Origin of the sequence: Maricaulis virginensis (assembly GCF_027922185.1) — a bacterium.
Taxonomy (GTDB): domain Bacteria; phylum Pseudomonadota; class Alphaproteobacteria; order Caulobacterales; family Maricaulaceae; genus Maricaulis; species Maricaulis virginensis.
On sequence record NZ_BSFE01000006.1, the window covers coordinates 14,177 to 38,590 of the forward strand.

A 24,414-nucleotide genomic window follows, 5' to 3' on the forward strand; every position below is an offset into this window, starting at 1 on the left:
GCAGAACAAGGTCTAGCGGGCGCTGGGTTAGCCGCGGCTTACCGCACACCCGGCACGCATAAGTTATGAATTCGGATGCTTTCCGCAGACGCGTGAGCCGGCTCTGCTGTTCGAAAGACCAGTCCGGCTTCAACGGGGTTGCTCTAGCGTGTCGTCGCCACGATGGCCCCGTCGACCGACAGGGCGCCGCCGCCCCGGGCAAACAGGTAGAAGGCCGCCGCCGCAAAGACGGCCGCCGCCGGCCAGGCCTCAGGCGCGATCCAGGCCGCATAGACGCCGGCGGCTGCCAGCAGCACCAGTCCCGCCAGACGCGTCAGGAAGCCGATCAGCAGCAGGCCGGCGCAGATCTGCGTCCCCCAGACGGCGATCTGGGCCAGGTGTGCCGCGGAGATCACCGGGACTGACCAGATTTCGGCGGCATGGATCAGGGCCGGGTCGACGCCGGGCCAGGCGGCAGCATGCGCCCGCCCCCACAGCCACAGGCCCGGTACCAGCGCCAGGCGCAGGAGACCGCCGACCAGCCAGTCGGGCATGAAGCGTTCCGCATTGGCGGCTGCGCCGGCGCTGTCCATCTTTCCCCCCGGAAATCCTGCCGGACGGACCATGCCCAAGCCGGACACGCCCCGCAAGCGCCTACGCCCGAGGCGCGAATACCGGCCCGCTCAGCGGCCGATATAGGCGGTATAGCGGGCCGTGCGCTCTCCGAAACCGTGCAGGCGATACCCGACCGGCGCCTCGCCCGCTGCGCACTGATCCGACATCATGCGCTCGACCCCGTCATCGGGGACCGGCAGACAGAACTGCCCCTCCTGGCGTTCGTGAAAGACACCGATCTCGGCCACCATCAGCGTGTCGGTTTGCGGAAAGCCGCGATAGACATCCGCGCATCCCTCCGCCGGCACGGTATGCAGGCCGTCCAGCGCGAAATTCCCGTCCGGCATGGCATCCAGCACGGCGACCTCGATGTCGCGGCTGACAAGATTGCACACTTCCAGCGTCCGGACCGGCCGGGCCAGGCCCTGCGAATCCACCGGCGCGCCGGGACACAGGGTTGCGTCCTCTGCTGCCAGCCCGTCACAGGCGATCCGCCATTGCACGCGTCCGACATTGCGGCCGCCGGGGCCGCGCTGGCCGGTAATCCCGATCGGGGTCGAGCGGAAGGCGCGCGGCACGCGTCCGGCGGTACAGGGCTCCGTCGTCGCGAGCGATGTCGATGACGAGGCAGGAACGCACCACACCGCATCGCCTTCGCCGCGCGGCCAGAACCACTCGCCCGACATCACATGCAGATCCACACTCTCGCCCGTCACACCGTTCAGCCCGCCATCCAGGCATTCGCCCGGATCGACCAGAAACCAGGTCTGCAGCGTCCGGTCCTGCGTGGGTCCGGTCCGGTAGGCTGCGGCCGTGGCAACCCGGAAGCCGGTTTCGTTGCACACCTCGACCATCACGGTGCGCTGGGCGAAGGCGGGGGTTGAAGCAGCGCTCAGGACGAGCACAGCGAGACAGGACAGGACGCGTTTCATGGGAGGCTCCGCTGGCTGCACGCAAAGGTGGCAAGCCAGCCGCGCCCCGTCAATCGCTCACCCGGCCGGACCGGCCAGAAAACCGGCCAGAAACATGTCATGCATCAGCCGGCCGGGCACGAAGGTGAACAGGCCGGGAATGATCAGCGCGCCGAAATAGAGGCTCGTCACGATCATCCGGTGCCGGCGCCACCGGCGAGTCTGGATCGAACGGGCCAGGCCGACCAGACCGAACAGGGTGAGCGGGATGAAGAGGTGAATGGGCGAGAACCCGCCCTCATTGATCTCGTGGATGAAGAAGGCCGACACCGCAGTAACCGCCATCAGTCCCGCCCAGACCACGCCCAGCGTCCGGTGCGGCAGCGTGCCCTTGGGGCCGGCCAGTTGCACCGCCCCGAGCACGAGCGCACCGGTGGCACAGATCGCGTGAAGCTGGATCACCGCCGGTGCGGCGGCAAAGGCGCCGAGATCCATCATCGCCTCCTAGAGCGAACGCCAGCAGCCGTGGAAGCCGTAGGGATTGGCATAGGGCAGACGCCAGCTGCCCACCGGCCCGTCATCGACACGCCGGGCATCGAAGACATGCAGCTCGCTCGCCCGGGCCCGCTTGTTCAGCGCGGTATGGACCAGCCAGCCCTCGCCTTCCTGCGCCCGATCGCTCGCCGGAATGAAGAGCGGCTCCTCGACGACGATGTCACTGCCGAAATCGAAGCGCCGGGTCTCGCCGGACGCCAGGTCGCGGCGCACCAGTTGCGAGGCGCCCTGCAGCTGATTGTCCGACTAGCCGACATGCCAGGTGAAACGGCGCTCAAGACCGGTATAGCGCGGATCGATCTGCGGGAACTCGGCATAGCTGTCGGCGAATTCGGCCTGCTCGAACCGGCCGCCGGGCCGCAGCGTGATCAGCCGCATGCGGCTGGTGCTGTCGGTCTCCGGGCGCACATGGCCGCGCATGGCATCGCGGGCGCCCTCGGTGGCAAAGCGGGCATTGTCGGACAGGGCCGCATCGACACGGATCGTGCCATCGGCCTCTTCCCAGGCACCGCCGATATGAAACAGGAAGCCCGGCGGAAGATCCCACACACGGCGCTGCGACCAGTCGGCCTTGTCGATGGCGACGACGCGCATCGCCCGGCTGTCATCCCAGACGAAACTGTCCAGATAGGGCAGGCGCGCCCGGTCCCACATCAGATTGCCCACCAGGAAGACCAGCGAACGGTCGGTGACGGCGAAATCGTGGATCATGCCGCCCGGCACATCGCCGACCAAGTCGGCACGGCGCAGCTGTCCGTCGGCACCGATATGCCAGATCACCAGCGCGTCCTGCATCGGCGCCTGGCCGAAATTCCAGATCGTTCCGTCCGGATCGGTTTTCGGGTGGGCCGAGAAGGGCAGGCCCGACAGGCCCTCGCCCCAGACCTTGGCACCGCGGGATTCCAGCGTGTCCGGATCCAGCTCCCAGGCCGAACCGCCTTCCCACAGCGCCATCAGCGCCCCGTCGATCATCATCACCGACGTGTTCGCCGCATTCATGTCGTCCGGACCGCGCATGCCCTGGCTGTTCGGCGGCACCGAACCGAAAGTCGGCATCAGGAAGCGGCCGGCATCCTCTTCGGCCAGCCATTTGCGCGTTTCCACGAAGCGGGCGTGGTGGGTGACTGGCTCGCCCGGCGTCAACCGCCAGGCGTGGACCATGCCGTCACCGTCGAACCAGTGGCGATAGCGCCAGTCATTGCGGGTGAAGCGCGCCGGACCGTTCCGGTGCAGAACGCCGGACAGGCCGGAGGGCAGACGGCCCTGCAGACGCTCGGCGACCGCGTCACGGCCTCCGGCCGGAGCGTCGGCCATGCCCAGCGTCCACGGGTCACTGGCCGCGGCCGCCTCGAAGGCGGCCAGGACCGGATCGGTCGACAGGAGACCGAAGGCCGGCCCCGACAGGCCTGCCGCGCCACCCGCGGCGGCCAGGATGGACAGCATTTCCCTGCGGCTTGTCTGCATCTTGCCCTCCCTAGCGCAGATCCAGAGCGTGGGCGTTGCTGCCCGGCTCGACGGTGAAGACGGCATCGTCCCAGCTGGCCGGACCGAAGCGGCCGCGGGCATTGTTGGAGAAACCGAAGGGTTCGGTCGGGATGCCCATCAGATTGGTATCCATGTCACCGTCGCCATCGACGTCGTGATAGAGCTTGATGCCATAGCTGCCGGCCGGCAGGTCCGCGAAAGTGAAGCTGACACTGTCGCCCTCGACCGGCACATACTGGCCGGCCGCGGCACTGCCGGAATCCCAGTCCTCACCGGAGGCATAGAGCCCGACGACGAGCTGGCCGCCGGCCTGCTGGATGCCGGTCACGGACACTGTCAGCTCGGCCTCGCCGGTCTGGGCTACGGAGAGCGCCGTGGCGGCGGCCAGTACGAGCGTCGAAATCGTGATCATGCGTGTCTCCCTGTTGGTCCGGCTTCTGTGCCGGGGTTGCAAACAGGGATGACGCGCCGTGCGAAGCCGCGAAACACGGATTGCGCAAACGGGCTGCCGGGCTGCGCGAATTGCGCTAGGTGTTCATTCGCGCTTCGTGAATGACCGGCATGATTTCAACCGAACAGATCCGCAAGACCCTGCCGACCGTCGGCGTCATCCTCGCCGTCGGCACGCTGATGTCGATCCTGGGCCCCTATGACAGCCACAATCTCGGCGTCCCCGGGGTCTGGCTGTACTGGACCGGCCTGATGGCGATCGGCTGGATCAGCGGACAGGTTTTTACCGCCTGGCTGGCGCGGCTCTACCCGGATCTGACACCGCTTCTTTTAAGCCTCGTCCTGGCAACGCTCGTCGCCATCCCGGTCAGCGCCGCCGTCATCATCCTGCAGGCCGTGATGGGACCGGCCTTCCGGATCATCCAGCTCCCCGTCGTCTATTTCATGGTCTGGGTGGTGTCGGTGGCCGTCACCCTGGTCTCGGTCTATCTGGACCGCGCCAGAGAAGGCCAGGGCGAAAGTGCGGACACGGGCACAGCCACACCCGGGCCGGCACTCACCGGGAAACTGCCGCCGCATCTGCGCCGGGCGCGCCTGCTGGCGCTGCAGGCCGAGGATCATTATCTGCGTGTGCACACCGAGGCAGGCGACGGTCTGATCCTGATGCGGCTGGGCGATGCCATCGCAGCGGTCGAAACCCTCGACGGCGCCCGCACGCACCGCTCCTGGTGGGTGGCGCGCGACGCGGTGGAACGGGTCAGCCGCGGCGACGGCCGGGCGACGCTGACCCTGATCAACGGTGTCCAGGCACCCGTCAGCCGCACCTATGCTCCCAAATTGCGCGAAGCGGGCTGGTACTGATCCCGCTCAGTGCACCATGAGAATGGCGAAGTCGGTGCCCTTGAGCAGCGCCGTCGTGTCGTCGCGCCCCAGCGCATACTGCCAGCCCGGCGCGCCGAAACCGCCCATGACCAGAAAATCGATATCCGCGGCGCTGGCCGCCTCGATCAGCGTGCGCGCGATCGAGCGATGGTCGATCGTCAGCGTTTCGGTCGAGGCGGTGACCCCGTGCCGGTCGAGATAATTCGCCAGGCGTGACAGCTGGGCCGCGTCCTCATGATCGGTGCCGGCATGAACCGCCTTCACCGATGAGGCCATCTCGAGCAGCGGCAGTGACCCCGCCACCGCGCGCGAGGCTTCCAGCGAGCCGTCCCAGGCGATCATCGCCTTGTCCAGCGGTGCCTCCGGCGACCGCCTGGCCGGCAGGAGAAGCAGCGGCCGGCCGCTCTCGCAGGCGGCGATCTTGATGGCACTCAATTGATGGCGGGCGCTGTCGCCGTCCGGCAGGGCCATGACCACGAGATCGCTCAGCCGGCCTTCCTGGGCCAGCGCCGCCTCCGGCAGACCGACAAATTCGGCAAGACGCCCCAGATGGCTCGGCGGTGCATCGTCGGCGACCCGTTCAAAGGCCTCGTGCGCCCGCACGCTGGCTTCCGCCGCGGCATCGTCCAGCGCCTCCAGAACCGTCTCCATACCGTAGGTGGAGAAGGTGTCGCCGAGAAAATCGCCGCCGGACGCCGCATTGCGCCGCACGAACAGCGCGTCCAGGCGCGCATCGTGGCGGACAGCCAGCGCCAGCGCCTGGCGCAGCAACGGCTCATCCTGCTCGCTGCCCTCGATCACGGTGAGAATGCGCTTGATTTCCATGCCACGCTCCTGCGTCAGATCATGATTGCGGACGCGCCCGCCAGCCGGCCGCGTCCTGGCCCCAGATATCGACTTCCATGCCGGGAAATCCGGCGACTTCCACCCGGCGGCCCAGATTGCGCGAGCCCAGACGCTCGGCGACGCGCTGGCTGGGTATGTTGTCGCTGTCGATCAGATGCACCACATCGCGCCAACCCAGGCGGTCGAACACATAGTCCATGCAAGCGGCGCCGGCCTCGGACGCATAGCCGCGCCCCCAGCTGTGCCGGTTCAGCGACCAGCCGATCTCCGGCTGCGGCCAGCCATGCGGATACCAGGGGCCGACCCGGCCAAGCCAGGTTCCGGTCTCCTTCTCGATCACGCTGAAGAAGCCGTAGCCGCGCAATTCCCAGTGCCCGACAATGCCGCACAGGGATCGCCAGACTTGCGCCGGGTCCTGAACGCCGCCGATGAAGCGGGTCACGGTCTCGTCGCCCATCAGCTCGCACAGGGGTTCGAAGTCCGACAGATCGGGCTGTCTCAGAATGAGACGGTCGGTTTCAAGAACGGTCTGGGTCATGGGCGGAGTCGACGGGTTTGGCGCGATCCGGTCAACCGGAAATCCATCAGATGAATACACGCATTCTTTATGACCGCCCAGAGCGCCACAATGTCACGGGGCAGGGCTAGGATGCCGCGCGAACGGGGCCGGAATGTCCAGGGAACTGGCGTGCCGTTTGCAGGTTATGTCCGGTGAGTAGTTTGTTCGAGTTTGGGGCTATGGACGGAAAGCGCAGTCCGGGCATTGTGACACTGCTGGTCTACCTGATTGCCGTGTCCAGCCTGGCGGGCGGATTGTCGGGCTGGATCCATGCGACCGGCGCCTTCACCTGGCTGACCGGCCTGAACGCCCCGCACTGGACTCCCGGCTATACGCTGCTCAACCTGATCGGCCTCTTCATCCCCGCCTTCGTGGTGATCGCGCTGTGGATCAACCAGCGCGCCGGCGCCGGAATGATCCACTGGCTGGCGAGCGGCTTCATCGCGCTCTTCCTGATCGGACTGCCGGTCCAGATCTGGCTGTTTTTCTCGACACGTGACGTTTCGCTGGGCTTTGTCGCCGCGCTGGGCATGTGGGTGTTCACCGTATTTGCGACCTGGTTCGCCGGACGCAGCTCCCGGCCGGCCGGCGTGCTGATGTGGGTGCCCTTCGCCTGGCAGAGCCTTCTTCTCGTTCTCGGCTTCGAGCTCATGCGGCTGAATACCGGCGGACCGCTGACTGCGGGCATTCTCTGACGCCTGGCGCATTCCGGGCATGAAAAAGCCGCCGGCCAGACGACCGGCGGCTCTGTCATGTTGGTCCCGCGCTGAGACGATCAGCCCAGCGACGGCTCGAGGCCCTTGCAGGCCTCGATGAGGCCCTTCACGGCGTCAACAGAGTTGTCGAACATCGCCTGCTCGTCCTCATTGAGCGAGATCTCGACGATCTTCTCGACACCGCCGGCGCCGATCACGACCGGCACGCCGACATAGAGGTCGTTCTGGCCGAACTGGCCGGTCAGGTGCGCGGCGCAGGGCAGGATACGCTTCTTGTCGCGCAGGTAGGAGACCGCCATGTCGATGGCACTTTCCGCAGGCGCGTAGAAGGCCGAGCCCGTGCCCAGCAGCGCGACGATCTCGCCGCCGCCCTTGCGGGTGCGGTCGACGATGGCGTCCATCTTCTCCTGGGTCGACCAGCCCATCTCGATCATGTCCGGAACCGGGATGCCGGCAATGGTGGAGTAGCGCAGCAGCGGCACCATCGTGTCGCCATGGCCGCCCATCACGAAGGCGGTGACGTCTTCGACGGACACGGCGAACTCGTCGGCCAGGAAGTGGCGGAAGCGGGCCGAGTCCAGCACGCCGGCCATGCCGACAACCTTGTTGTGCGGCAGGCCGGAGAATTCACGCAGCGCCCAGACCATCGCGTCGAGCGGGTTGGTGATGCAGATCACGAAAGCGTTCGGCGCGTATTTGGCGATGCCTTCGCCGACGGCCTTCATGACTTTCAGATTGATGCCCAGAAGGTCGTCACGGCTCATGCCCGGCTTGCGCGGTACGCCGGCGGTGACGATGCAGACATCGGCGCCTTCAATGGCGGCATAGTCGTCGGAACCGGCCAGCTTGCTGTCCTTGCCGAAGACCGGGCTTGCCTCGGCGATGTCCAGCGCCTTGCCCTTGGCTACGCCTTCGGCAATGTCGAACAGGACGACATCGCCCAGTTCCTCGCGCGCGGCGATATGGGCGAGCGTGCCGCCGATCATGCCGGATCCGATCAGCGCAATCTTGTTTCGGGCCATGGGGAGAGCTCCTCTTTCGGGATGTTCCAATGCTTGGCCAGCGGTCTAGCGCTGCACGGCGCCTTGGGCAAGGCGGCGAAAACGTCACACTTGCCCTGCGAGCCCCGCGCCTCACCGTTCCAGCGAGAAAATCTCCTCGACCGGCACCTCCAGCGCCGCGGCAAGTTTCAGTGCCAGAATGGTCGAGGGCACGAAGACCCGGTTCTCCACCGTGTTGATGGTCTTGCGCGTCACGCCGACCTTTTCCGCCAGCTGGGCCTGGGTGAGACCGTCCCTCGCCCGCAGCTCGCGCAGCCGGTTCTCCAGCCCGTCCGCCGTCATTCGCCCTCCTCCTCGCCGGAGGCCCGGTCCAGCCACAGGAAGGCGAAAATGGGCACACAGACGCCGGTCACCATCAGAACGCGGATCATGTGTCCGGACGGAATGTCGACGAAGCTCGACGCGCCATAGCCGCCGGCGACCAGCACCATCAGCGCGATATAACCAAAGCGCACCGCCCGCGCCTGGTTGTGGGCGAACAGCTCGTCCTCGATCACCGCCTGGGTCCGCGTCTCGGTCACCTTGCCGGCATAGACGAGGAAGACCAGCATCGCGGCCACGAAACCGCCAATCCCGACTAGGCCGGTAACGAGTATCACGCCAAAAGCGACCGAGGATTCCGGCAGGACATCTTCCAGCCCCTGCATCAACTGCCAGACCAGGAAGGAAAGGGCGGCCAGCCCCAGGCAGCGATTGCGCATCCGGACCAGTTTGGAAATTTCGGTCATTGACCCCTCCGTGTCACCTGTAAGTACAAGTTACCTAAAGGTGACACAATGGAACGTCAAGGTTACTTTTCAGATGCTCCGGCGGGGCCACTGTCAGCGACTAACGCTTGATCGCCATCAGGATACCGTCGCCCACGGCCGTGAAGGCGCTGTGCACACGGGCATCGTCGCGCACCTTGTCCGCCAGCGCCTTCAGCGCGGCCGTGTCGGCATCGGCAGCGACACGGCCGGGATCGGCGACATCGCCGTTCCAGAGCATGTTGTCGAACAGGATCAGCCCGCCGGGCCGCAAGAGGTCGAGGCCAGCCTCGTAATAGGCGTCATAGCCGGTCTTGTCGGCGTCGACGAACATCAGGTCGGCGCGGCCGCCGATCTCGTCCTTCAGGGCCTCCAGCGTGTCGCGGGCCTCGCCGATCCGCAGATCGATGACATCGTCGACACCGGCATCCTCGAAATAGCGGCGCGCAGGAGCGGTGTATTCCTCGGAGTTGTCACAGCCATAGAGGCGCGCCGCGGACCCGTGCCGCTCCTTCATCACCAGCGCGGTCGCCAGCGCCGAATAGCCGGTGAACACACCGACCTCGACCGCAATCTTCGCATCGGTCAGCCGCGCGCACATCTGCATGAAGGCGCCCTGCTCGGGCGAGATCTGCATGCGCGAGATATCGCCCATCGCATCGGTGTCCCGGCGGCAGCGGGCCAGCACGGCGTGTTCGGGCGGATTGGCGGCCTGCACATAGGCCGCCAGGGTTTCGTCGAGGCCGATCGAGCCGGACATGGTTATCTCCTTTTGCTCACGAGTAACCGGGCGCCTCTTCCCCGCCGAGCCGCCGGACGAGATCTGGCGCCGAAATATAGAGGCTGGTCCGTCCCTGTTTTTTCTTCCTGAACAGGCGCCGCTCGACCAGATCTTCCAGATCGGCCCGCGCCGTAAGGTACGAAACCCCTTGCTGCCGTTGGTGCTCCGCGATCGTGACCTGCCTCACTCTGCCGCGCGCGGCGTCGTTCAGAAGAAAGGTCTGACGATGGTTCAGGCTCTCATCCCTCAGCGCACCCGCAAACTGGTCCAGAAGGGTTTTGCGACGCTCTGCATACTCGAAGAGCTGTGCGACGGCCCGCTTGAGCACATTGACCTGGTCGATCAGGAAATAGGTCAGGTCGCCGTCATCGCTTTCGGTTTCCAGATAGGCGCGCCCGTATTGAACGGGAGCTTCCATGATGGTTTTCGAGATCGAGACATATTCGAGCAGCCAGTAGTCGGCCTTCAGGACATACCAGTAGAACAGGGCCCGGGCGGTCCGTCCGTTGCCATCGACAAAGGGGTGATCGTATCCGATCATGAAATGCAGGATGATTGCCTTGAGGATCGGATGGATGAACTCGCCGTCCCTGTGATCCGCATTGGCGAAAGCACAAAGCGCCTCCAGACGCGCCGGCAGACTGGCGGCGCCTGGCGGGACGTGCAGGACATCACCGGTGATTTCGTCCTGTACCGTGATGTCATCGCCATCATCGCGGAGGACGCCGCACTTTTCGGGACTGTCGAGCGTGCCGACCGTCACGATATGATGGATTTCCAGGATAAGCTCCGGCGTCAGAGGCGTGTCACTGAGCGATTTGACGAACCGCAAGGCATTGTAGTTGTTGAGGACCATGCGCTCGTCACGCGTGCGTGGCGTTTTGCCGGATTCAATCATCTCGCGTGCGGCCTGACGTGTCGTCGCTGCCCCCTCGAGAACCGAACTCGAGAAAGGTTCCTCGACAAGGGAGCGCGCGAGATAACGCCTCTGATCCTCCGCGTTGAGGTCATGGCCACGCGTGAGGATCGATCCCCCGCTCGTCATATCCAGATCGCGCAGCGCCGAAAAGAGAATGCGCGGCTCTGTGAACCAGAAGGCGTTTCCAGCCTTCTGGCTGAGGGGTATTTCCCGTCGCGCTTTCTCCCGGCTGAGTTTGGTGATTGCCCAGTATTGCTCCGGCGTCAGCCCATCCGGCGGCGGAAGCCGCTTCAGCTTTTCCCAGTGCAGATAGCGGCCCTTATGGTCTTCCGGGCGAGCCGTTATGAATGTCATCGCCGCTTCCGGATCCTTGCTTATCATGGCGCTGAGGATTTCCCGGGCATCGGGAGGGGTGGGAAGCGGCTTCATTTTTATGCACCATAAATGTCTATCGAGGCGCCAATATGTTTCGCTTCAAAATCATGAAGTTAAGCTTTTATAGGGCTGCATCGAGGATAATTTTTATAGACTATAAATATAACACTCGCAACCTTCATATTTAGCAACATTATCAATGCGTTACATGTTTATATAATCCGTCTTGACACCAAGAAAATTGTCGTTCGAATCAAAAGAAGCAAAGCGGGAACACGCGCTTTACTCCGCTATCTCCCCGGCCCGCTCGGCCGCCAGGTATTGATGCGTGCGCATTTCCATCAGGCGCGAGGCCGTGCGTTCGAACTCGAACGCCCCGTCGCCCGAGGGGTAGAGTTCGTCCGGCTCGGCATCGGCGCTCATCACCAGCTTGGTCCGCGCTTCATAGAGCGCATCGATCAGCGTGACGAAACGCTTGGCCTCGTTGCGCTTGTCCGGGGAGAGTTTCGGTACGCGGTCGAGCAGGACGGTGTGAAACCGCCCGGCGATGGCGAGATAGTCGCCCGCCCCCAACGCCCGCGCGCACAGTTCGGGAAAGGTGAAGCGGGCCACACCGGCCACCTCGCGCTCGACGACCAGTTCGCGCCCCTGCACGTCCAGCGTACAGCGTTGCGGCGTCGCGCCCGACGTCAGCCGTTCCCAGGCCAGGTCCATCGCATGATCGGCATCGGCGCCGAGCGGGCAGTAATAGACCGGCGCGGCCTCGAGCTGGCGCAGGCGGTGGTCGACACCGCCATCCAGCTCCATAACATCCAGCCTGTCCTTCAGGAGGTCGATGAAGGGCAGGAAAAGCTGGCGATTGATGCCGTCGCGATAGAGGTCGTCGGGATGCCGGTTCGAGGTCGCCACGATCACCACGCCCTCGGCGAACAGGTGTTCGAACAGCCGGCCCAGGATCATGGCATCGGCGATATCGGTGACGTGAAACTCGTCAAAGGCGAGAAGGCGCGCCTCGCTTGCCAGGCTTCGCGCAACCGGCGGGATCGGATCCTCGCCCGCGCCTTTCACATATTCCGGCTGACGGCGGCGGTCGGCCTTCGACAGGCTGCGCCAGCGATTGATGCGGGCATGGGCCCCCTGCATGAATTCGTGGAAGTGCACCCGGCGCCGCGACGCGACCGGTGCGGTCTCGATGAAAAGGTCCATCAGCATCGACTTGCCGCGCCCGACGCCGCCCCAGAGATAGAGCCCCCTGGGGGCCGGTTTCGCCTTGCCGAACAGGGATTTCGCCCCCGGCTTCCAGCCCTCGAGCCGGCCCGACAGCGCGCTCAATGCCGCTGCCGCCCGCTCCTGATCGGGGTCGGGGTTCAGGCTGCCCGCGTCCACACGCTGGCGCCAGAGATCGAGCGGTGTTGTCATGGTGCCAAGGCTTGGGTGCTGCGACCGCGAAGGTCAATGGGCAAGGCTCAGCCCGCCGGCCAGAGCCGCACCAGCGCAAGCACACCCAGCACCAGCGTCGCCGCAATCGCTGCCCACAGCCAGGCCGGGCGTTCGACCTCACGCATGGATCGCCTCCAGGGCCTGACGCATCTTGTCGGGCAGGCTGACCGGGCGACGGGTGTCGCGATCGACATAGACGTGGACGAAATGCCCCTGGGCCGCCGGTTCGTCCTCGCCTTCCCGGAACAGGCCGATCTGGTAGGTCACCGAGGAATTGCCGATCCGCGCCACACGCACCCCTGCCTCCACCGTCTCCGGATAGGCCAGAGCCGCGAAATAGTTGCAGCCCGTCTCGACGACGAGACCGATAACGCGACCACCCTGGATATCCAGGCCGGCTTCCTCGATCAGGAAACAGTTCACCGCCGTGTCGAAGAAGCCGTAATAGGCCGCATTGTTGACGTGGCCATAGATGTCATTGTCGGCCCAGCGCGTCGGGATCGCCCGGACGCGCGGATAGGCGGGGCGGGCGCGTTTCTCGATCACAGCACGGCCTCGTAGCAGGCACGGGCGGCGTCCAGCGTCATCTCGCGCGGATTGTTGACCAGCAGGCGTTGCACCTTCATCGCATCTTCGGCGAGGCGCGGCAGATCATTGTGACTGACGCCGACCTGGCTCAGCCGCGTCTCGATCTTCACGGCCTCCGCGATGCGCTCCATTTCCTCGACCAGGGCCACCGCGCCGGGATTTTTCAGGCCGATATGCGCCGACATCTCGGCATAGAGCGGATCGGCAACATCGGCATTGTAGCGCAGCACCGGCGGCAGCATCAGCGAGTTGGAGAGGCCGTGCGGTACGTGGAAAATTCCGCCCAGCGGATAGGCCAGCGCGTGCACCGCGCCCACGGGCGCATTGGCAAAGGCCTGCCCGGCCAGCAGGGCGCCCAGCAGCATGTCCTCGCGGGCCTGTGTGTCCTGGCCGTCTGTACAGGCGCGCTCGATCGCGCCGTGCAGCTTTTTCAGGCCGGCCAGCGCCAGCGCATCGGAAATCGGGTTCTTCTCGATCTTCGAGGTATAGGCCTCGATACAATGGACCATGGCATCGATACCGGTCGCGGCCGTCACCGCGCGGGGCAGGCCATAGGTCAGCGCGGCATCCAGCACGGCCAGATCGGCATAGAGCGCGGGGTCGTTGACGCCCATCTTGGATGTCTCGCCCACCGTCACCACCGAGATCGGTGTCACTTCGGAGCCTGTGCCCGCCGTGGTCGGGATCAGGATCAGCGGCAGCCGGCTGCCGCGCACCTTGTTGACGCCATACATGTCGGCAAGGGGCTGGTCCGTGCCCAGCAGAAGCGCGACCAGCTTGGCGGTGTCCATGGACGACCCGCCCCCGAAACCGATCACCAGCTCGGCACCGAATTCGCGCGCCGCATTAACCGTGGCAAGAACCCGGTCTTCCGGCGGGTCGGCGACAACGCTGTCATCGATCGCGACGATGAGGCCTGCCTCTTCCAGTCCCGCGACGGCCGCATCGAGCAGCCCGAGATTTCGTACACCCTTGTCGGTAACCAGGAAAATCCGCTTTCGCGCACCGATCAGCGGCGCCGCGATACCGGCCAGACGACCGGCCGAGCCCGGGCCCGAATGAATGTGCGGAACGGTGCGGAAATCGAAGGATGCCATGGCTGGCAACTCCCAGTTACAGTTAACGGTATGCTGCAGTCGCTCACATGGTCGAGCTTCAGCACGCGCTTGGCAAGACCGGATGGTGGCCGCCGGGTGCAAGACCCTGTTTTCGCGAAACCTTGACTACCTGTTCGAAGAAGCGGTGTGGACCTTTCCGTTCCATCCGGCGAGGCTAATTTTGAAATACTGGAGACACGCGAACGGCGTTCGTAACCTCCAGACTTGAGAACAATAATATGTGTATGGGTGTAGCAGTATGACGATCAGGGTGAACCTGATTGAGAACGGGCGTTTCGCGGAAATCCTGTCCGACGGGCATGTGACGCGGCGCGAGGCCGGCTGGGCAACGGAACGGGTGCGTGAAATGGTCGAGGCTGGCGAAGTCGCCGCCATCCTCGCCGACAGTACCGATACCGAACGCCAGGTCTCTCCCCTTCTCTCCGGCGAATTGATCGAGAGCTTCCTGCTCGCAATCGGCACGAGCGTGCCGGTCGCCTATGTCTGTCCGACGCGCTGGACAGAGACCTACTTCGCGCGTGTGCGCGACCATGTCGGCGAGCTTCCCGACTCGGCCGGCTATTTCGCAGGACGCGCAGAAGCGCTGGACTGGCTGCGGGCACAGAGCTGCGCGGACGCCTGTTAAAGCGCCCGCGCAAACCCGATCAGCGGATCAGTTCATCGTCGGGATGACAAAGGCCTGGTCACCGATATCGCCGGTGGGCCAGCGCTGGGTCACCGTCTTGATCTTGGTGAAGAAGCGGATGCCGTCCGTGCCGTACTGGTTGGTGTCGGTGAAGGCCGAACGCTTCCAGCCACCGAAGGAGTGGTAGGCCACCGGCACCGGGATCGGCACATTGATGCCCACCATGCCGACCTGGACCTTCTTGGCAAACTCGCGCGCGGCCAGGCCGTTGCGGGTGAAGATCGCCACGCCATTGCCGTACTGGTGTTCAGACGGCAGGTGTGCCGCCTCGTCGAGGCTGTCGGCGCGCACGACCTGCAGCACCGGCCCGAAAATCTCTTCCTGGTAGGACGTCATCGACGGCTTCACATGGTCGAACAGGCTCGGCCCGATGAAGAAGCCCTTTTCGTGACCCTGCAGTTCGAAGCCGCGGCCGTCGAGCAACAGCTCGGCACCCTCGTCGACACCCGTCTGGATCCATTTCTCGATCGAGGCGCGGTGGGCCGAGGAGACGACCGGACCGTAATGGGCATCGGAATCCGTCGAAATGCCAACCCGCAGCTTCGCCGCTTCCGCCTTGATACGCGCCACGAACTCGTCCGCCGTGTCCTTGCCGACCGGCACGGCAACCGGCAGCGCCATGCAGCGTTCGCCGGCCGAGCCGAAAGCGGCACCGAGGAAATCGGTGACGACCTGGTCCATGTCGGCGTCCGGCATGATGATGCCGTGGTTCTTGGCCCCGCCCATCGCCTGGAAGCGCTTGCCCTGCTCGGCGCAGGTGCGGGCGATGTAATGGGCGATGTTCGACGAACCGACGAAGGACACCGCCTTGATGTCGTCATTGTGCAGCAGCGCGTCGACCGCGCTCTTGTCGCCATGGACGACCTGCAGCACGCCCTCGGGCAGGCCGGCCTCGATCATCAGCTCGGCCAGGCGCACCGGCACGGACGGGTCCTTCTCGGACGGCTTCAGGATCATCGCATTGCCGGTGGCCAGCGCCATGCCCATGAACCACATCGGGATCATGGCCGGGAAGTTGAACGGCGAGATGCCCGCGACCACGCCCAGCGGTTGGCGCATGGAGTAAACATCGATCCCCGTGCCGGCGCTCTCGGTGTATTCGCCCTTCATCAGGTGCGGCACGCCGCAGGCGAACTCGATCACTTCCAGACCGCGGATCAGGTCGCCCTTGGCATCCGCGATCACCTTGCCATGCTCGGAGGAGAGGAGATGGGCGAGCTCGTCCATTTCCGCTTCGACGAGCGATTTATAGGTCATCAGCACGCGGGCGCGGCGCTGCGGGTTCATCGCGGCCCACTCGATCTGTGCGGCCTTGGCGGTCTCGACAGCCTTTGCGACCTCGCCGGGTGTGGCAAACTGGACGCGCGCCTGCACCTCGCCCGTATTCGGATTGAACACGTCGCCGAACTGGCCGGACGACCCCTTGAAGGTCTTGCCGTCGATGAAGTGGTGGATTTCGCGCGTCATGATCTCACTCCCGATGGATGAATGCCGGGCGGTCTGCCGCCGTCCGTTCTGGCGCTGACTTAGTATGTGCAGGCGGGCGTGTCGAGGCAGGCACGCGCCGACGGCTGCGTGCGCACAGGCTGGTTGCGTTTCGCGTCCGGTTTTCTAATCTGCGCGGCGACGCGCAAGCCACGCGGAATCAACCTGAGGGGATACATATCATGACAGAACCGAGCACCCGGTCCTGGCGGTCGCTGATGACCTCCACCGCCTCTGCTGTAGCACTCGCCACCGCCTGCGCGGCAATTGCGGTCGCCCCGGCCAGCGCCATTCCCTATCGCGACGATGTCGGCGACGAAGGCTCGCAGGACTTCGCCATCGGCTGGGACGGGGTGGTCCAGATCTATCTCTGGGACCAGAATTCCGGTTCGGTCTTCTTCAACTGTACCGGCTCGCTGGTGAATGCGCGCACCGTGCTGACCGCTGCCCACTGCTTCAACGACCTGAGTTCGGAAGCCTACGGGTTCGGCGGAAGTTTTGTGCCGATCGTCGCCTACGGCCCGGACACGTTCGACGCCCTGAACAACTGGCTCGGCACCGGCACCCAGTTCATCGACAATCTCAACGGCCTGACCTTCGCTGTCGACACGATCGTGCATCCGGACGGCGCCGTTGACGGGTTCGGTTTCCCGGCGTCCGACGTGGCGATGCTGGCCCTGCTGGACCCGCTCTACACCCTGCCGACCTATGGCATGCTGTTCAGCCCGATCCCCAACGAGGTCATGGAGGAGGGCGTGCTGGTCAACCAGATCGGCTACGGCACCTTCCACCCCGGCTCCACAGGTGCAGGCAGCATCAATGGCAAGCGCCGCGCCGGGGAGAACATGCTCGGCCTGCTCGCCTCGCAGAGTGATTTCTTCCAGGCCCTGGCCCAGAATGGCGCTGCCGGCGACCCCTCTGTCGCGGGCAATCAGCTCCTCTACTGGACCGATTTCGATCTGCCCGGACGTACCGGCGAGTGTACGCGGGGCCCGGATCCGATCTTCAACTATGGCGGCTCCATCACCTGTACCGACTGGGACGGCTTCTCCGGCGTGATCCTGGACGGCGACACCGTTCTCCTGCCCGGCCCGAGCATCGACTATTTCCCCGGCGGTGCGCTCGACAATGAAGTCGGCACAGGCGGCGGCGATTCCGGCGGCCCGCTGATGGCGATGAACATCTTCGGCAATCCGCTCATCCTCGGCGTGCTGTCCGGCGGCTTCCTGCCCGGCTTCTTCAGTGCTTCGGGCCAGACCTATGGCGATGTGAGCTACTATAACCCGCTGTTCTCGGTGCATGACTTCATTTCCGAGAACAATCCCTACAAATACGTCTCCGCCGTGGGCGGCGACGGCGTGTGGAGCGATCCGGGCCACTGGGTCCAGACGCTCGACCCGAACTATTTCGTCTATCGCGACGGCGAGATCGTGAACGGTCTGCCCGGTACGCCGGAAGAGGGCGTCGGCGGCACCCGGCCCATCTGGGGCGATGTCATCGACACGGATATCGGCGAATATGATGGCGGCGACGACGCCACCGGTACGGGGATGCCCGAGAACTGGAGCTTCCTCGACATGATGGCCAGCGGACGCGTCGCCGATGCGTTCAACATGCTCGGCTGGCGTGATGCCGACGGCAATCCCTTCAATGCCGGCATCAATGCCAACGGTCCGCTCACCGGCCCGGGCTCGACCGGCTTCGTGCCGGACAATTTCTACGGCATTATCGGTACGGAGTTCGACAATCCGGCCCAGTTCTTCGAGGTCACGCTCGATGCGGCCGGCACCACGACCCTCGACATGAATGTCGAGATCGACAAGCTGACCATCCGCGGCAGCGGTGCGGCGCTTGATATCGCCGACGGTTACCAGATGTTCTCGCTGATCAATACCGAGGTCTTTGCCGGCTGGCTGAATGTCGACGGTCACCTCCTGTCGCGCGAGCTCGTCCTGTGGGGCGGCCAGCTGACCGGCACCGGCCTGGTCACCCTGTTCGAGCCGAACCTGCTGCAGGGCAATCTCACCTTCCAGCGCGGCACGCTGTTCAACATTGCCGGCACGATCAATCCGGGCGCGGTCGGCGATACCGGCACGCTGAGCATTGCCGGTGACTATGTGCAGTCCTCGGCGGGCCTGCTGGTGATCGAATACGATGCCAACAATACCGACCTGCTGCGCGTCAGCGGCGATGCCTCGCTCGCCGGCGGTCTCGGCTTCGTCCCGCTGGGCGGCGATCTTCCCCGCTACGGCGATGGCGGCACCTTCCTGTCGGTGATCGGCACGACGATCGGCGAATTCCAGGCGATCGACCTGCCCGGCGTGCTGCGTCCGGTGGTGACCTATTCCAACGGCCAGGCCAGCTTCTCGCTCGAGGCCCAGGACTTCTTCACCCAGACCACCTTCACCAACCACTTCCAGGCCAATCTGGCGGCAGCGCTCGATGACGCCCGTGACACGGATTATGACGCGCTGGCCGACCTTTACGGCCCGCTCGACCTTCTCAGCGGCAGCACGCTGAGCAGCGCCTTCGACTCGCTGGCACCTTACGAGGCCGTGATGTTCGACCGCACGGCCCGCACCCATGTCGGAGCGCTGAACGCGGCCCTGATGGGTCAGCTGGGCGGGCAGTTCGGCGGTACGGCCGGTGAACTGAACACAGCCCTAAACGCAGCCGAGCGCCAGATCAACGGCTTTGCCGACACGCAGTCACTCGGCGGCGCCAAATCGCTCTTCCGGCGCGTGCTGGGCGTCGGGGAAGGCGGCGCGGACCGCGAAAGCGGGGTTCGTTTCTTCGGCGATATCGGTCTGCTGCACGGCACGGCCGAACTCATCTACGGCACGGGCGAAGCCGATCTCAATGGTCACTTCACCCTGCTCGGTGTGGAAGCGGCGCTGGGCTCCGGCTGGTCGGCCGGCCTCGCCCTGGGTCTGGCAAACAGCGAGTCGGACGCGCCCGACACGCTGGGCCGGATCCGCACGGATGCCGAAACAGCACAGATCTCGGCCTTTGCCAGCTATCGCGGCGAGCGCATGTCGCTCACCGGCTTCCTGAATACCGCCGAGATCGAGAACGACGCTATCCGCGCCGTCAATCTGGGCGGCATGGGCACCGGTTCGACGGCCCAGAACGATGCGTCCAGCACCGGCGGCGGCATCACGTTCGAGTATGATCTCTCCGGCGCGGATGCCGGAATGCGGATCATCCCGACGGCCAGCCTGGAATACGCGTCCTTCGACTTCGACGCCTTCACCACCCAGGCCGGCGCCGCCAGCCTCAATGTCGCCGCACGCGATACCGACAGCCTTATCGCCCGTCTCGGCACGGCCTTCGTGATGAGCGCCTCGAACTGGCGCCCCATCGCCTATCTCGGTGTGGCCCAGGAACTGGGTGATGGCAGCGAGTACTACAGCGCAGCCTTCACCAGCGCGCCGTCGGTCAGCTTCGGCACTGCCGGCGATATCTCGCTCGACACGTTCTGGATCGAGGCGAGCTTCGGCGTCGAGCACGAATTCGACAATGGCTCGACGCTCGCCCTTGCCTACCGGACCGAAATGAATCGCGACTATCTGGACGTCCAGGGCGCGACGCTCTCCTACTCCATGCCGTTCTGATCCGTTCAGTCCGGCACAGATTGTCCCCGGTCTTCTCTCGAAGGCCGGGGATTTTTCTGTCTGCTGCATGCGCACCACGCGACGGACTCGCGCACCTGGCGGCGTTAGCAATCCGGATGTCCCACCGGAGAACGCGCCCTTGCCCCCCATAGCCCGCTTCGCCCCGCTCGCCCTGATCGTGCTCGCCGCCTGTGCATCGGCGGATCGTCCGCCGCACGGCGGGCCGATGAGCGGGGGGCCGGGCGGCCAGGCTGGCGGCGGGCGCGATGGCGGGTTTACCCAGGCCGCGCGCCTGGTCGATGAGGGCCGCTACGCCGACGCCCTGCCGGTCTTGCGCTGTGTCGCCTCCCGCGGCGAAGGGTTCGAGATCGCCGAGTATCTGGCCGGCTACAGCGCCTTCCGGCTCGCCCGGTCGGAGGAAACGCCTGCCGTATTGCGCGACGATCTCCTGACCGAAGGCTTCGAGCGGATGACCGCCGCGGCCCAGGCGGGTTGGCCTGCGGCGCAGGCCGGCCTGGCAGAGGCCTTGTTCGAGATCGCAAACGAGGACGCCCTTGCCGAAGCCGCCTACTGGGCAGCCGTCTATCGCAACAATCCGCGTGAACGCGTCTACGGCATCGACCGGCTGGATGATGCTGTCGAGACCAGCCTGGCCGAACATCTCGGCGACACAGCGATCAGCGCCTCGGAACAACGCGCTGCAGGTTTCACGATCATTCCGCTGGCGGGACACGAGACAGGCGCGGAATGCGCGCGTTTTCTGCGCACCGGTAGCGAGAACGGACAGCGCGGCGATGGCAGCCGGCGCGGACGCGGCGGTCCGCGTCAGGACGGGGGACAAGGTGGGGGGCCCGGTGGCGGGCGCGGCGGCTGGGCCGAGCCGGATGACCGCGCGATTCACACACGCTGACGTCCGGCCTTCGGTCGGGCCTCAGGACGCTTCCATCAGCGCGGCTGCTGCAGCCGCCTCTTCGTCGGTCCCGGTCAGTTCGGGACGGCCGTGACAGCACTCGTCGACAAAGTAGCGCACCAGGCGGCGCGTGCCTTCCGGGTTCAGCGAGTAGAGCATGAAACGGGAGCGGCGCTCGGCCTTGATCAGGCCGGCACGTTCCAGCGTTTGCAGATGGCCGGTCATGGTCGAGGGCGGAATGTCGAAGCCATGCGCCAGTTCGCCCGCAGACGCGCGCTGCGGCGCCTGATCGCACAGGGTGCGGAACAGCGCCAGGCGGACGGGATGGGACAGGGCGGCAAAGCCGGAAACAGCGTCACGAGCGGTCATGCGGAACGGGTTAGACCGCGTCCGTGACCGCTGCATTCAGGTTCGATGAAAGTTTTGCGACAACGCATATCAACGTCCGGGCGAAATTTCGCCCGCCCGGAAGACCGTTGAATTCACCTGTCAGCGTGCGGGGCGCGGACGCAGGATCCGGTCGAACAGGCCGGCCAGCGGGAAGCGGCTGACCCCGCGGGCGCGCCGGTGCGGCTGGCCCGCGGCCGACAGGGATTTCATCGTGCGCGCATTGTCGACCGGCATGGCCTTGCGGAACACGGCTGCATCGCCGCAGCGGCGCTCCTGCAGCACCCAGGCCTCGTCCATGGCCAGCGCATCGGCGAGACGGGCACCGGCGCCACGCTCAGCCCCGACGAGGATCAGCACACCGCCCTGGCGCATCGAGGAGGACACGTGACGCCAGTTGGCGGCCATCGCCGGGAAGCCGGTCTCGGCGCCGAAAATGGCGACATCGATCGGGCGCTCCCCGGCGTCCGTGCGGGCCGCGAGGCCGCCACGCAGGGCATCGGCGGAAATGCCGCGGCGTTCGCAGACCGCCTGCAGGGACTCAATGGCAGCGACCGGCGCCACGATTTCGTGCCGCGCCCCGCGCTGCAGGCAGACCGCACCCAGATCGCTTGCACCGATCTGGATCGTCCGGTCACCCGGCTTGACCACCATGGCGAGATAGTCGGCCGTCACATCGTCCTGGATGCGGGCGCGGCGCGTGCCCAGCTTGCGCATCTTGCCGGCGGGCAGGGTCAGGGTTGCGGTCATGGCGTGTCCCGTTCGTGAACAAGGGGTTAATCCCTGCCACCGCCTTCGCAAGCGCCGGGCCAATTCGTAAACAACGCGTTAACCCTTTGGGATGTGAACGGCATTTTCCATTGCGCCGGATCGCGTTCGGCGCTTTCGTGACGTCATGGATTCCAGCCCCGACTTTCCCCTGCCCGAAGATGCCCGCCATGTCGTCGATGCGCTGATCGAGGAGCGGGCACCGCGCCTCATCGGCACGCCGCTCTGGCCGGCCGTCAAGTCGATCGGCTATCCGCTCCTGGGTTACCGCCGTGCCGTCTACATGGCCGATGCCATCGCGGACCTGTCAGGCACGGACTGCCTCGACTGGGCGTCGGACTATCTCGATCTGGCCGTACACACCGACGGGCTGGACCATGTTCCTGCCGAGGGGGCCTGCGTGGTCGTGGCCAATCATCCCGGCGGGATCGCCGACGGTATAGCCCTGTGGGACGCGCTGAAGGCCCGCCGTCCCGACATGCTCTACTTTGCCAATCGCGATGCGCTGCGGGTCTGTCCCGGTCTGGAGGACCGCATCATTCCGGTGGAATGGCGCGACACCCAGCGCTCGCGCATGCAGAGCCGCGATGTGCTGCGCCGGGCCATGGAGGCCTTCAAGGACGGCCGCTGCATCGTGATCTTCCCGTCCGGCCGCATGTCGGAATGGAGCTGGGCGAAGTGGCGTCTGATGGAGAAGCCCTGGCACCCCACCGCGATCAGCCTGGCCCGCAAGTTCAACGCGCCCGTTGTGCCCCTTGCCGTGCGCCAGCGCATGCCGGTCCTCTACTACGCCCTGGCGCAGGTGAATGAGGAGCTCAAGGACATGACCGTCTTCCAGGGCCTGATCGACAAGCGCCGCGCGAAGTATCGCCTGCAATTCGGCCGGCCGATCACCGTCGGCAAGGATGACGGTACGGATGCCCAGGTGACCCATATGTTCCGGGGAATCTGCGAGCAGATGGCCTGGCGGACATAGAGCAGAATCGTTTCCTGCGGAATCGCTCCTGCTCCAGACTCCTGAGCGGTCGCGTCATCGAACCGGTGAACCCGTTTCCACTTCACCTGATCACGCTCCTAGGCGCAGAATACCGAAACACGACTTTTGATTGTATTTGTGTTAGCCTGCCCGCTCCTGTTTTGAGAGCGGAAGCAGCAGCGCCGGGCCAGCGGCGCACCCGGGGAGGACAGGCCGCCCCGGCTGTGGCGAACAGCCTCGCTCTCAAACCGGAGGTGGTGATATGTGGATTTTTCCGCTTTGCATCACCCTGGACATGAAAAAGACCCGGACCACCTGGCTAGTGCGTTTCCGGGTCTTCATCATGATCTAGGAAAGAGGGCGGGCCGAAAGGCTCGTCCTCACTCCGGTATTATAGTACGCCGCCCCCCAAAATACCAGAGCACCCGCCTATTCCCCCGACAACCGGTCGAACCGGTTGATCACCGTATAGTTCGAGCCTTCCGAGACGGCGTAGACGATGTCTGCCCAGCCATCGGCATTGAGATCGCCGACGCAGAGATTATAGCTGTCGACCGGATCGGCCCCGATCTCGACCGTCTCGAACCCGTCCGGCCGGTTGAGATAGACGCGGTTGGCGACTTCCGAATTGGCGATGGCGATGTCGAGGCGTCCGTCATGGTCGAAATCGGCGGTGTCGAGGCCGAAGACCACGTCGCTCTGCGCACCGAAACGCCGGTTGGTGCCGAAACCGCCCATGCCGTCATTCTCGAAGATCACGCTTTGCGCTTCCATGCCGCCAGCGAGAATGTCGGCATGCCCGTCGCCATTGATGTCCGCCACGGCGACCGCGCGGATCTCCATCTCAAGCGCCGCCCCCAGCATGTCCGGCGCAGCAAAACCGCCACCGGGCCGGCCGCGATACACCGGCACGCCCTCGCCGCCGCGGTTCGAGAAGACGAGATCTGCATGGCCGTCGCCATCGAGATCGGCGATTGCGACCTGGATGGTCTGGTATTCGCCGGGCAGCTCAACGGGATCGGCAAAATTGCCCGTGCCGTCATTGAGGAAGTAGCGATTGGCCTCGCCGCGCTGGACCAGGACGAGATCGCTGTCACCGTCGCCATCCAGATCGGCCGCGGCGATGCTGCGTGCCTGGGCGACGGGACCGGTCTCGCGCGCCGCGTCGAAATGGCCCTCACCGTCGTTGAAGAGCAGGAGGACCGGCAGGAGGTCGCGCGCAATGGCCGCGTCCAGATCGCCATCCCCGTCCAGATCGGCCAGCGCCGCCTCGTAACCGGTCGCACGGTCCGGGCCGGCATCGCGGGCCGAGCGGAAGAAACCCATGCCGTTATTGAGAAAGACCTCGTCCTGCTGGATCCAGTGACGGCCATTGACGGCAAACCCGTCGAGATCGCCATCCCCGTCCAGATCGCCCAGATTGACCGAGGCCGTCAGGGCCGTTTCGGCACCGAAGAAGTTATAGGGATGAAGCCAGAAGGCCTCGCTCTGGGCCTGGGCCGGCACACTCAATAACGCCGTCAGGCTCGCGGCTGTCAGGGTGTGTTTCACGAATTCAGTCCT

The 24,414-nt window shown here is 65.3% G+C and carries 24 protein-coding genes and 1 pseudogene; 6 read left to right on the plus strand and 19 right to left on the minus strand.

Annotation, left to right across the window (positions count from 1 at the left end; genetic code table 11):
• Window positions 1-143 precede the first annotated feature (143 nt).
• The 5 genes and pseudogenes from PKE71_RS11265 to PKE71_RS11285 all read right to left on the minus strand — a co-directional run bounded on the left by PKE71_RS11265 (window position 144) and on the right by PKE71_RS11285 (window position 3,957).
• Window positions 144-572, minus strand: coding sequence for a TQO small subunit DoxD (locus PKE71_RS11265; RefSeq protein WP_271187076.1), 429 nt, complete (start codon window positions 570-572; stop codon window positions 144-146).
• Window positions 573-662: 90 nt separating this feature from the next.
• Window positions 663-1,526, minus strand: a complete 864-nt coding sequence (locus PKE71_RS11270) for a hypothetical protein (RefSeq protein WP_271187077.1) — start codon at window positions 1,524-1,526, stop codon at window positions 663-665.
• Window positions 1,527-1,583: 57 nt separating this feature from the next.
• On the minus strand, window positions 1,584-2,003 hold the full coding sequence (locus PKE71_RS11275; protein ID WP_271187078.1) for a DUF2306 domain-containing protein: 420 nt from the start codon (window positions 2,001-2,003) through the stop codon (window positions 1,584-1,586).
• Window positions 2,004-2,009: 6 nt separating this feature from the next.
• Window positions 2,010-3,626 (minus strand): annotated as a pseudogene (locus tag PKE71_RS11280) (carotenoid oxygenase family protein).
• On the minus strand, window positions 3,535-3,957 hold the full coding sequence (locus tag PKE71_RS11285; RefSeq protein WP_271187079.1) for a DUF2141 domain-containing protein: 423 nt from the start codon (window positions 3,955-3,957) through the stop codon (window positions 3,535-3,537). Before PKE71_RS11285 ends, PKE71_RS11280 begins: the two are co-directional and overlap by 92 nt.
• Before the next feature lie 149 nt (window positions 3,958-4,106).
• On the opposite strand from PKE71_RS11285, the gene PKE71_RS11290 reads away from it, so the two are divergent.
• A complete protein-coding gene (locus tag PKE71_RS11290; RefSeq protein ID WP_271187080.1) occupies window positions 4,107-4,856 on the plus strand; it encodes a LytTR family DNA-binding domain-containing protein in 750 nt (249 codons plus the stop codon).
• Between the two features lie 6 nt (window positions 4,857-4,862).
• Here PKE71_RS11290 and PKE71_RS11295 read toward each other — a convergent pair whose 3' ends face one another.
• Window positions 4,863-5,702, minus strand: coding sequence for a universal stress protein (locus PKE71_RS11295; protein ID WP_271187081.1), 840 nt, complete (start codon window positions 5,700-5,702; stop codon window positions 4,863-4,865).
• A 19-nt stretch (window positions 5,703-5,721) separates the two neighbouring features.
• On the minus strand, window positions 5,722-6,261 hold the full coding sequence (locus tag PKE71_RS11300; RefSeq protein ID WP_271187082.1) for a GNAT family N-acetyltransferase: 540 nt from the start codon (window positions 6,259-6,261) through the stop codon (window positions 5,722-5,724).
• Window positions 6,262-6,461: 200 nt separating this feature from the next.
• Between PKE71_RS11300 and PKE71_RS11305 the strand changes: the two genes are divergently transcribed.
• Entirely contained in the window at window positions 6,462-6,977 is a 516-nt protein-coding gene (locus PKE71_RS11305; RefSeq protein ID WP_271187083.1) for a tryptophan-rich sensory protein, read from the plus strand.
• Between the two features lie 80 nt (window positions 6,978-7,057).
• Here the strand turns inward: PKE71_RS11305 and mdh are convergent, their stop codons facing one another.
• From mdh to PKE71_RS11345, 8 genes are all read right to left on the minus strand, one after another.
• On the minus strand, window positions 7,058-8,020 hold the full coding sequence (gene mdh / locus PKE71_RS11310; protein WP_271187084.1) for a malate dehydrogenase: 963 nt from the start codon (window positions 8,018-8,020) through the stop codon (window positions 7,058-7,060).
• Between the two features lie 111 nt (window positions 8,021-8,131).
• On the minus strand, window positions 8,132-8,341 hold the full coding sequence (locus PKE71_RS11315) for a helix-turn-helix transcriptional regulator (RefSeq protein WP_271187085.1): 210 nt from the start codon (window positions 8,339-8,341) through the stop codon (window positions 8,132-8,134).
• A complete protein-coding gene (locus PKE71_RS11320) occupies window positions 8,338-8,787 on the minus strand; it encodes a hypothetical protein (RefSeq protein WP_271187086.1) in 450 nt (149 codons plus the stop codon). The genes PKE71_RS11315 and PKE71_RS11320 overlap by 4 nt, the downstream gene beginning before the upstream one ends.
• A 100-nt stretch (window positions 8,788-8,887) precedes the next feature.
• Window positions 8,888-9,565, minus strand: a complete 678-nt coding sequence (locus PKE71_RS11325; RefSeq protein WP_271187087.1) for an O-methyltransferase — start codon at window positions 9,563-9,565, stop codon at window positions 8,888-8,890.
• A 16-nt stretch (window positions 9,566-9,581) separates the two neighbouring features.
• Window positions 9,582-10,934 (minus strand): Fic family protein, encoded by a 1,353-nt coding sequence (locus tag PKE71_RS11330; protein ID WP_271187088.1) that lies wholly within the window; start codon window positions 10,932-10,934, stop codon window positions 9,582-9,584.
• A 228-nt stretch (window positions 10,935-11,162) separates the two neighbouring features.
• Window positions 11,163-12,299 (minus strand): cell division protein ZapE, encoded by a 1,137-nt coding sequence (zapE, locus tag PKE71_RS11335; protein WP_271187089.1) that lies wholly within the window; start codon window positions 12,297-12,299, stop codon window positions 11,163-11,165.
• 138 nt (window positions 12,300-12,437) lie between these two features.
• The gene (locus PKE71_RS11340; RefSeq protein WP_271187090.1) at window positions 12,438-12,866 is read right to left on the minus strand and encodes an acyl-CoA thioesterase; all 429 of its coding nucleotides are present in this window, start codon (window positions 12,864-12,866) and stop codon (window positions 12,438-12,440) included.
• Window positions 12,863-14,005 carry an iron-containing alcohol dehydrogenase gene (locus tag PKE71_RS11345; RefSeq protein ID WP_271187091.1) on the minus strand — a complete coding sequence of 381 codons (1,143 nt, stop codon included), beginning with the start codon at window positions 14,003-14,005 and terminating at the stop codon, window positions 12,863-12,865. Before PKE71_RS11345 ends, PKE71_RS11340 begins: the two co-directional genes overlap by 4 nt.
• A 259-nt stretch (window positions 14,006-14,264) precedes the next feature.
• Between PKE71_RS11345 and PKE71_RS11350 the strand changes: the two genes are divergently transcribed.
• A complete protein-coding gene (locus PKE71_RS11350; RefSeq protein ID WP_271187092.1) occupies window positions 14,265-14,651 on the plus strand; it encodes a hypothetical protein in 387 nt (128 codons plus the stop codon).
• Window positions 14,652-14,678: 27 nt separating this feature from the next.
• Here the strand turns inward: PKE71_RS11350 and PKE71_RS11355 are convergent, their stop codons facing one another.
• Window positions 14,679-16,178: a CoA-acylating methylmalonate-semialdehyde dehydrogenase gene (locus PKE71_RS11355; protein WP_271187093.1), complete on the minus strand. Its 1,500-nt coding sequence runs from the start codon at window positions 16,176-16,178 to the stop codon at window positions 14,679-14,681.
• A gap of 200 nt (window positions 16,179-16,378) precedes the next feature.
• Between PKE71_RS11355 and PKE71_RS11360 the strand changes: the two genes are divergently transcribed.
• Together PKE71_RS11360 and PKE71_RS11365 are read left to right on the plus strand one after the other, a co-directional pair.
• The gene (locus tag PKE71_RS11360) at window positions 16,379-19,810 is read left to right on the plus strand and encodes an autotransporter domain-containing protein (protein ID WP_271187094.1); all 3,432 of its coding nucleotides are present in this window, start codon (window positions 16,379-16,381) and stop codon (window positions 19,808-19,810) included.
• A 139-nt stretch (window positions 19,811-19,949) separates the two neighbouring features.
• Window positions 19,950-20,720, plus strand: a complete 771-nt coding sequence (locus PKE71_RS11365) for a hypothetical protein (RefSeq protein ID WP_271187095.1) — start codon at window positions 19,950-19,952, stop codon at window positions 20,718-20,720.
• 21 nt (window positions 20,721-20,741) lie between these two features.
• Here PKE71_RS11365 and PKE71_RS11370 read toward each other — a convergent pair whose 3' ends face one another.
• Both PKE71_RS11370 and PKE71_RS11375 read right to left on the minus strand, forming a co-directional pair.
• Window positions 20,742-21,089 carry an ArsR/SmtB family transcription factor gene (locus PKE71_RS11370; RefSeq protein ID WP_271187096.1) on the minus strand — a complete coding sequence of 116 codons (348 nt, stop codon included), beginning with the start codon at window positions 21,087-21,089 and terminating at the stop codon, window positions 20,742-20,744.
• 120 nt (window positions 21,090-21,209) lie between these two features.
• Window positions 21,210-21,857: a hypothetical protein gene (locus PKE71_RS11375; protein ID WP_271187097.1), complete on the minus strand. Its 648-nt coding sequence runs from the start codon at window positions 21,855-21,857 to the stop codon at window positions 21,210-21,212.
• Window positions 21,858-22,002: 145 nt separating this feature from the next.
• Between PKE71_RS11375 and PKE71_RS11380 the strand changes: the two genes are divergently transcribed.
• Entirely contained in the window at window positions 22,003-22,851 is an 849-nt protein-coding gene (locus tag PKE71_RS11380) for a 1-acyl-sn-glycerol-3-phosphate acyltransferase (protein ID WP_271187098.1), read from the plus strand.
• Between the two features lie 429 nt (window positions 22,852-23,280).
• Here the strand turns inward: PKE71_RS11380 and PKE71_RS11385 are convergent, their stop codons facing one another.
• Window positions 23,281-24,402, minus strand: coding sequence for an FG-GAP repeat domain-containing protein (locus PKE71_RS11385; RefSeq protein WP_271187099.1), 1,122 nt, complete (start codon window positions 24,400-24,402; stop codon window positions 23,281-23,283).
• Window positions 24,403-24,414: the final 12 nt, after the last annotated feature.

What these genes read in the sequence shown, in the direction of transcription:
- PKE71_RS11265 (WP_271187076.1), bottom strand. Translation starts at nt 572, where the DNA reads ATGGACAGCGCCGGCGCAGCCGCCAATGCGGAACGCTTCATGCCCGAC.
- PKE71_RS11270 (WP_271187077.1), bottom strand. Translation starts at nt 1,526, where the DNA reads ATGAAACGCGTCCTGTCCTGTCTCGCTGTGCTCGTCCTGAGCGCTGCT.
- PKE71_RS11275 (WP_271187078.1), bottom strand. Translation starts at nt 2,003, where the DNA reads ATGATGGATCTCGGCGCCTTTGCCGCCGCACCGGCGGTGATCCAGCTT.
- PKE71_RS11285 (WP_271187079.1), bottom strand. Translation starts at nt 3,957, where the DNA reads ATGATCACGATTTCGACGCTCGTACTGGCCGCCGCCACGGCGCTCTCC.
- PKE71_RS11290 (WP_271187080.1), top strand. Translation starts at nt 4,107, where the DNA reads ATGATTTCAACCGAACAGATCCGCAAGACCCTGCCGACCGTCGGCGTC.
- PKE71_RS11295 (WP_271187081.1), bottom strand. Translation starts at nt 5,702, where the DNA reads ATGGAAATCAAGCGCATTCTCACCGTGATCGAGGGCAGCGAGCAGGAT.
- PKE71_RS11300 (WP_271187082.1), bottom strand. Translation starts at nt 6,261, where the DNA reads ATGACCCAGACCGTTCTTGAAACCGACCGTCTCATTCTGAGACAGCCC.
- PKE71_RS11305 (WP_271187083.1), top strand. Translation starts at nt 6,462, where the DNA reads ATGGACGGAAAGCGCAGTCCGGGCATTGTGACACTGCTGGTCTACCTG.
- mdh (WP_271187084.1), bottom strand. Translation starts at nt 8,020, where the DNA reads ATGGCCCGAAACAAGATTGCGCTGATCGGATCCGGCATGATCGGCGGC.
- PKE71_RS11315 (WP_271187085.1), bottom strand. Translation starts at nt 8,341, where the DNA reads ATGACGGCGGACGGGCTGGAGAACCGGCTGCGCGAGCTGCGGGCGAGG.
- PKE71_RS11320 (WP_271187086.1), bottom strand. Translation starts at nt 8,787, where the DNA reads ATGACCGAAATTTCCAAACTGGTCCGGATGCGCAATCGCTGCCTGGGG.
- PKE71_RS11325 (WP_271187087.1), bottom strand. Translation starts at nt 9,565, where the DNA reads ATGTCCGGCTCGATCGGCCTCGACGAAACCCTGGCGGCCTATGTGCAG.
- PKE71_RS11330 (WP_271187088.1), bottom strand. Translation starts at nt 10,934, where the DNA reads ATGAAGCCGCTTCCCACCCCTCCCGATGCCCGGGAAATCCTCAGCGCC.
- zapE (WP_271187089.1), bottom strand. Translation starts at nt 12,299, where the DNA reads ATGACAACACCGCTCGATCTCTGGCGCCAGCGTGTGGACGCGGGCAGC.
- PKE71_RS11345 (WP_271187091.1), bottom strand. Translation starts at nt 14,005, where the DNA reads ATGGCATCCTTCGATTTCCGCACCGTTCCGCACATTCATTCGGGCCCG.
- PKE71_RS11350 (WP_271187092.1), top strand. Translation starts at nt 14,265, where the DNA reads ATGACGATCAGGGTGAACCTGATTGAGAACGGGCGTTTCGCGGAAATC.
- PKE71_RS11355 (WP_271187093.1), bottom strand. Translation starts at nt 16,178, where the DNA reads ATGACGCGCGAAATCCACCACTTCATCGACGGCAAGACCTTCAAGGGG.
- PKE71_RS11360 (WP_271187094.1), top strand. Translation starts at nt 16,379, where the DNA reads ATGACAGAACCGAGCACCCGGTCCTGGCGGTCGCTGATGACCTCCACC.
- PKE71_RS11370 (WP_271187096.1), bottom strand. Translation starts at nt 21,089, where the DNA reads ATGACCGCTCGTGACGCTGTTTCCGGCTTTGCCGCCCTGTCCCATCCC.
- PKE71_RS11375 (WP_271187097.1), bottom strand. Translation starts at nt 21,857, where the DNA reads ATGACCGCAACCCTGACCCTGCCCGCCGGCAAGATGCGCAAGCTGGGC.
- PKE71_RS11380 (WP_271187098.1), top strand. Translation starts at nt 22,003, where the DNA reads ATGGATTCCAGCCCCGACTTTCCCCTGCCCGAAGATGCCCGCCATGTC.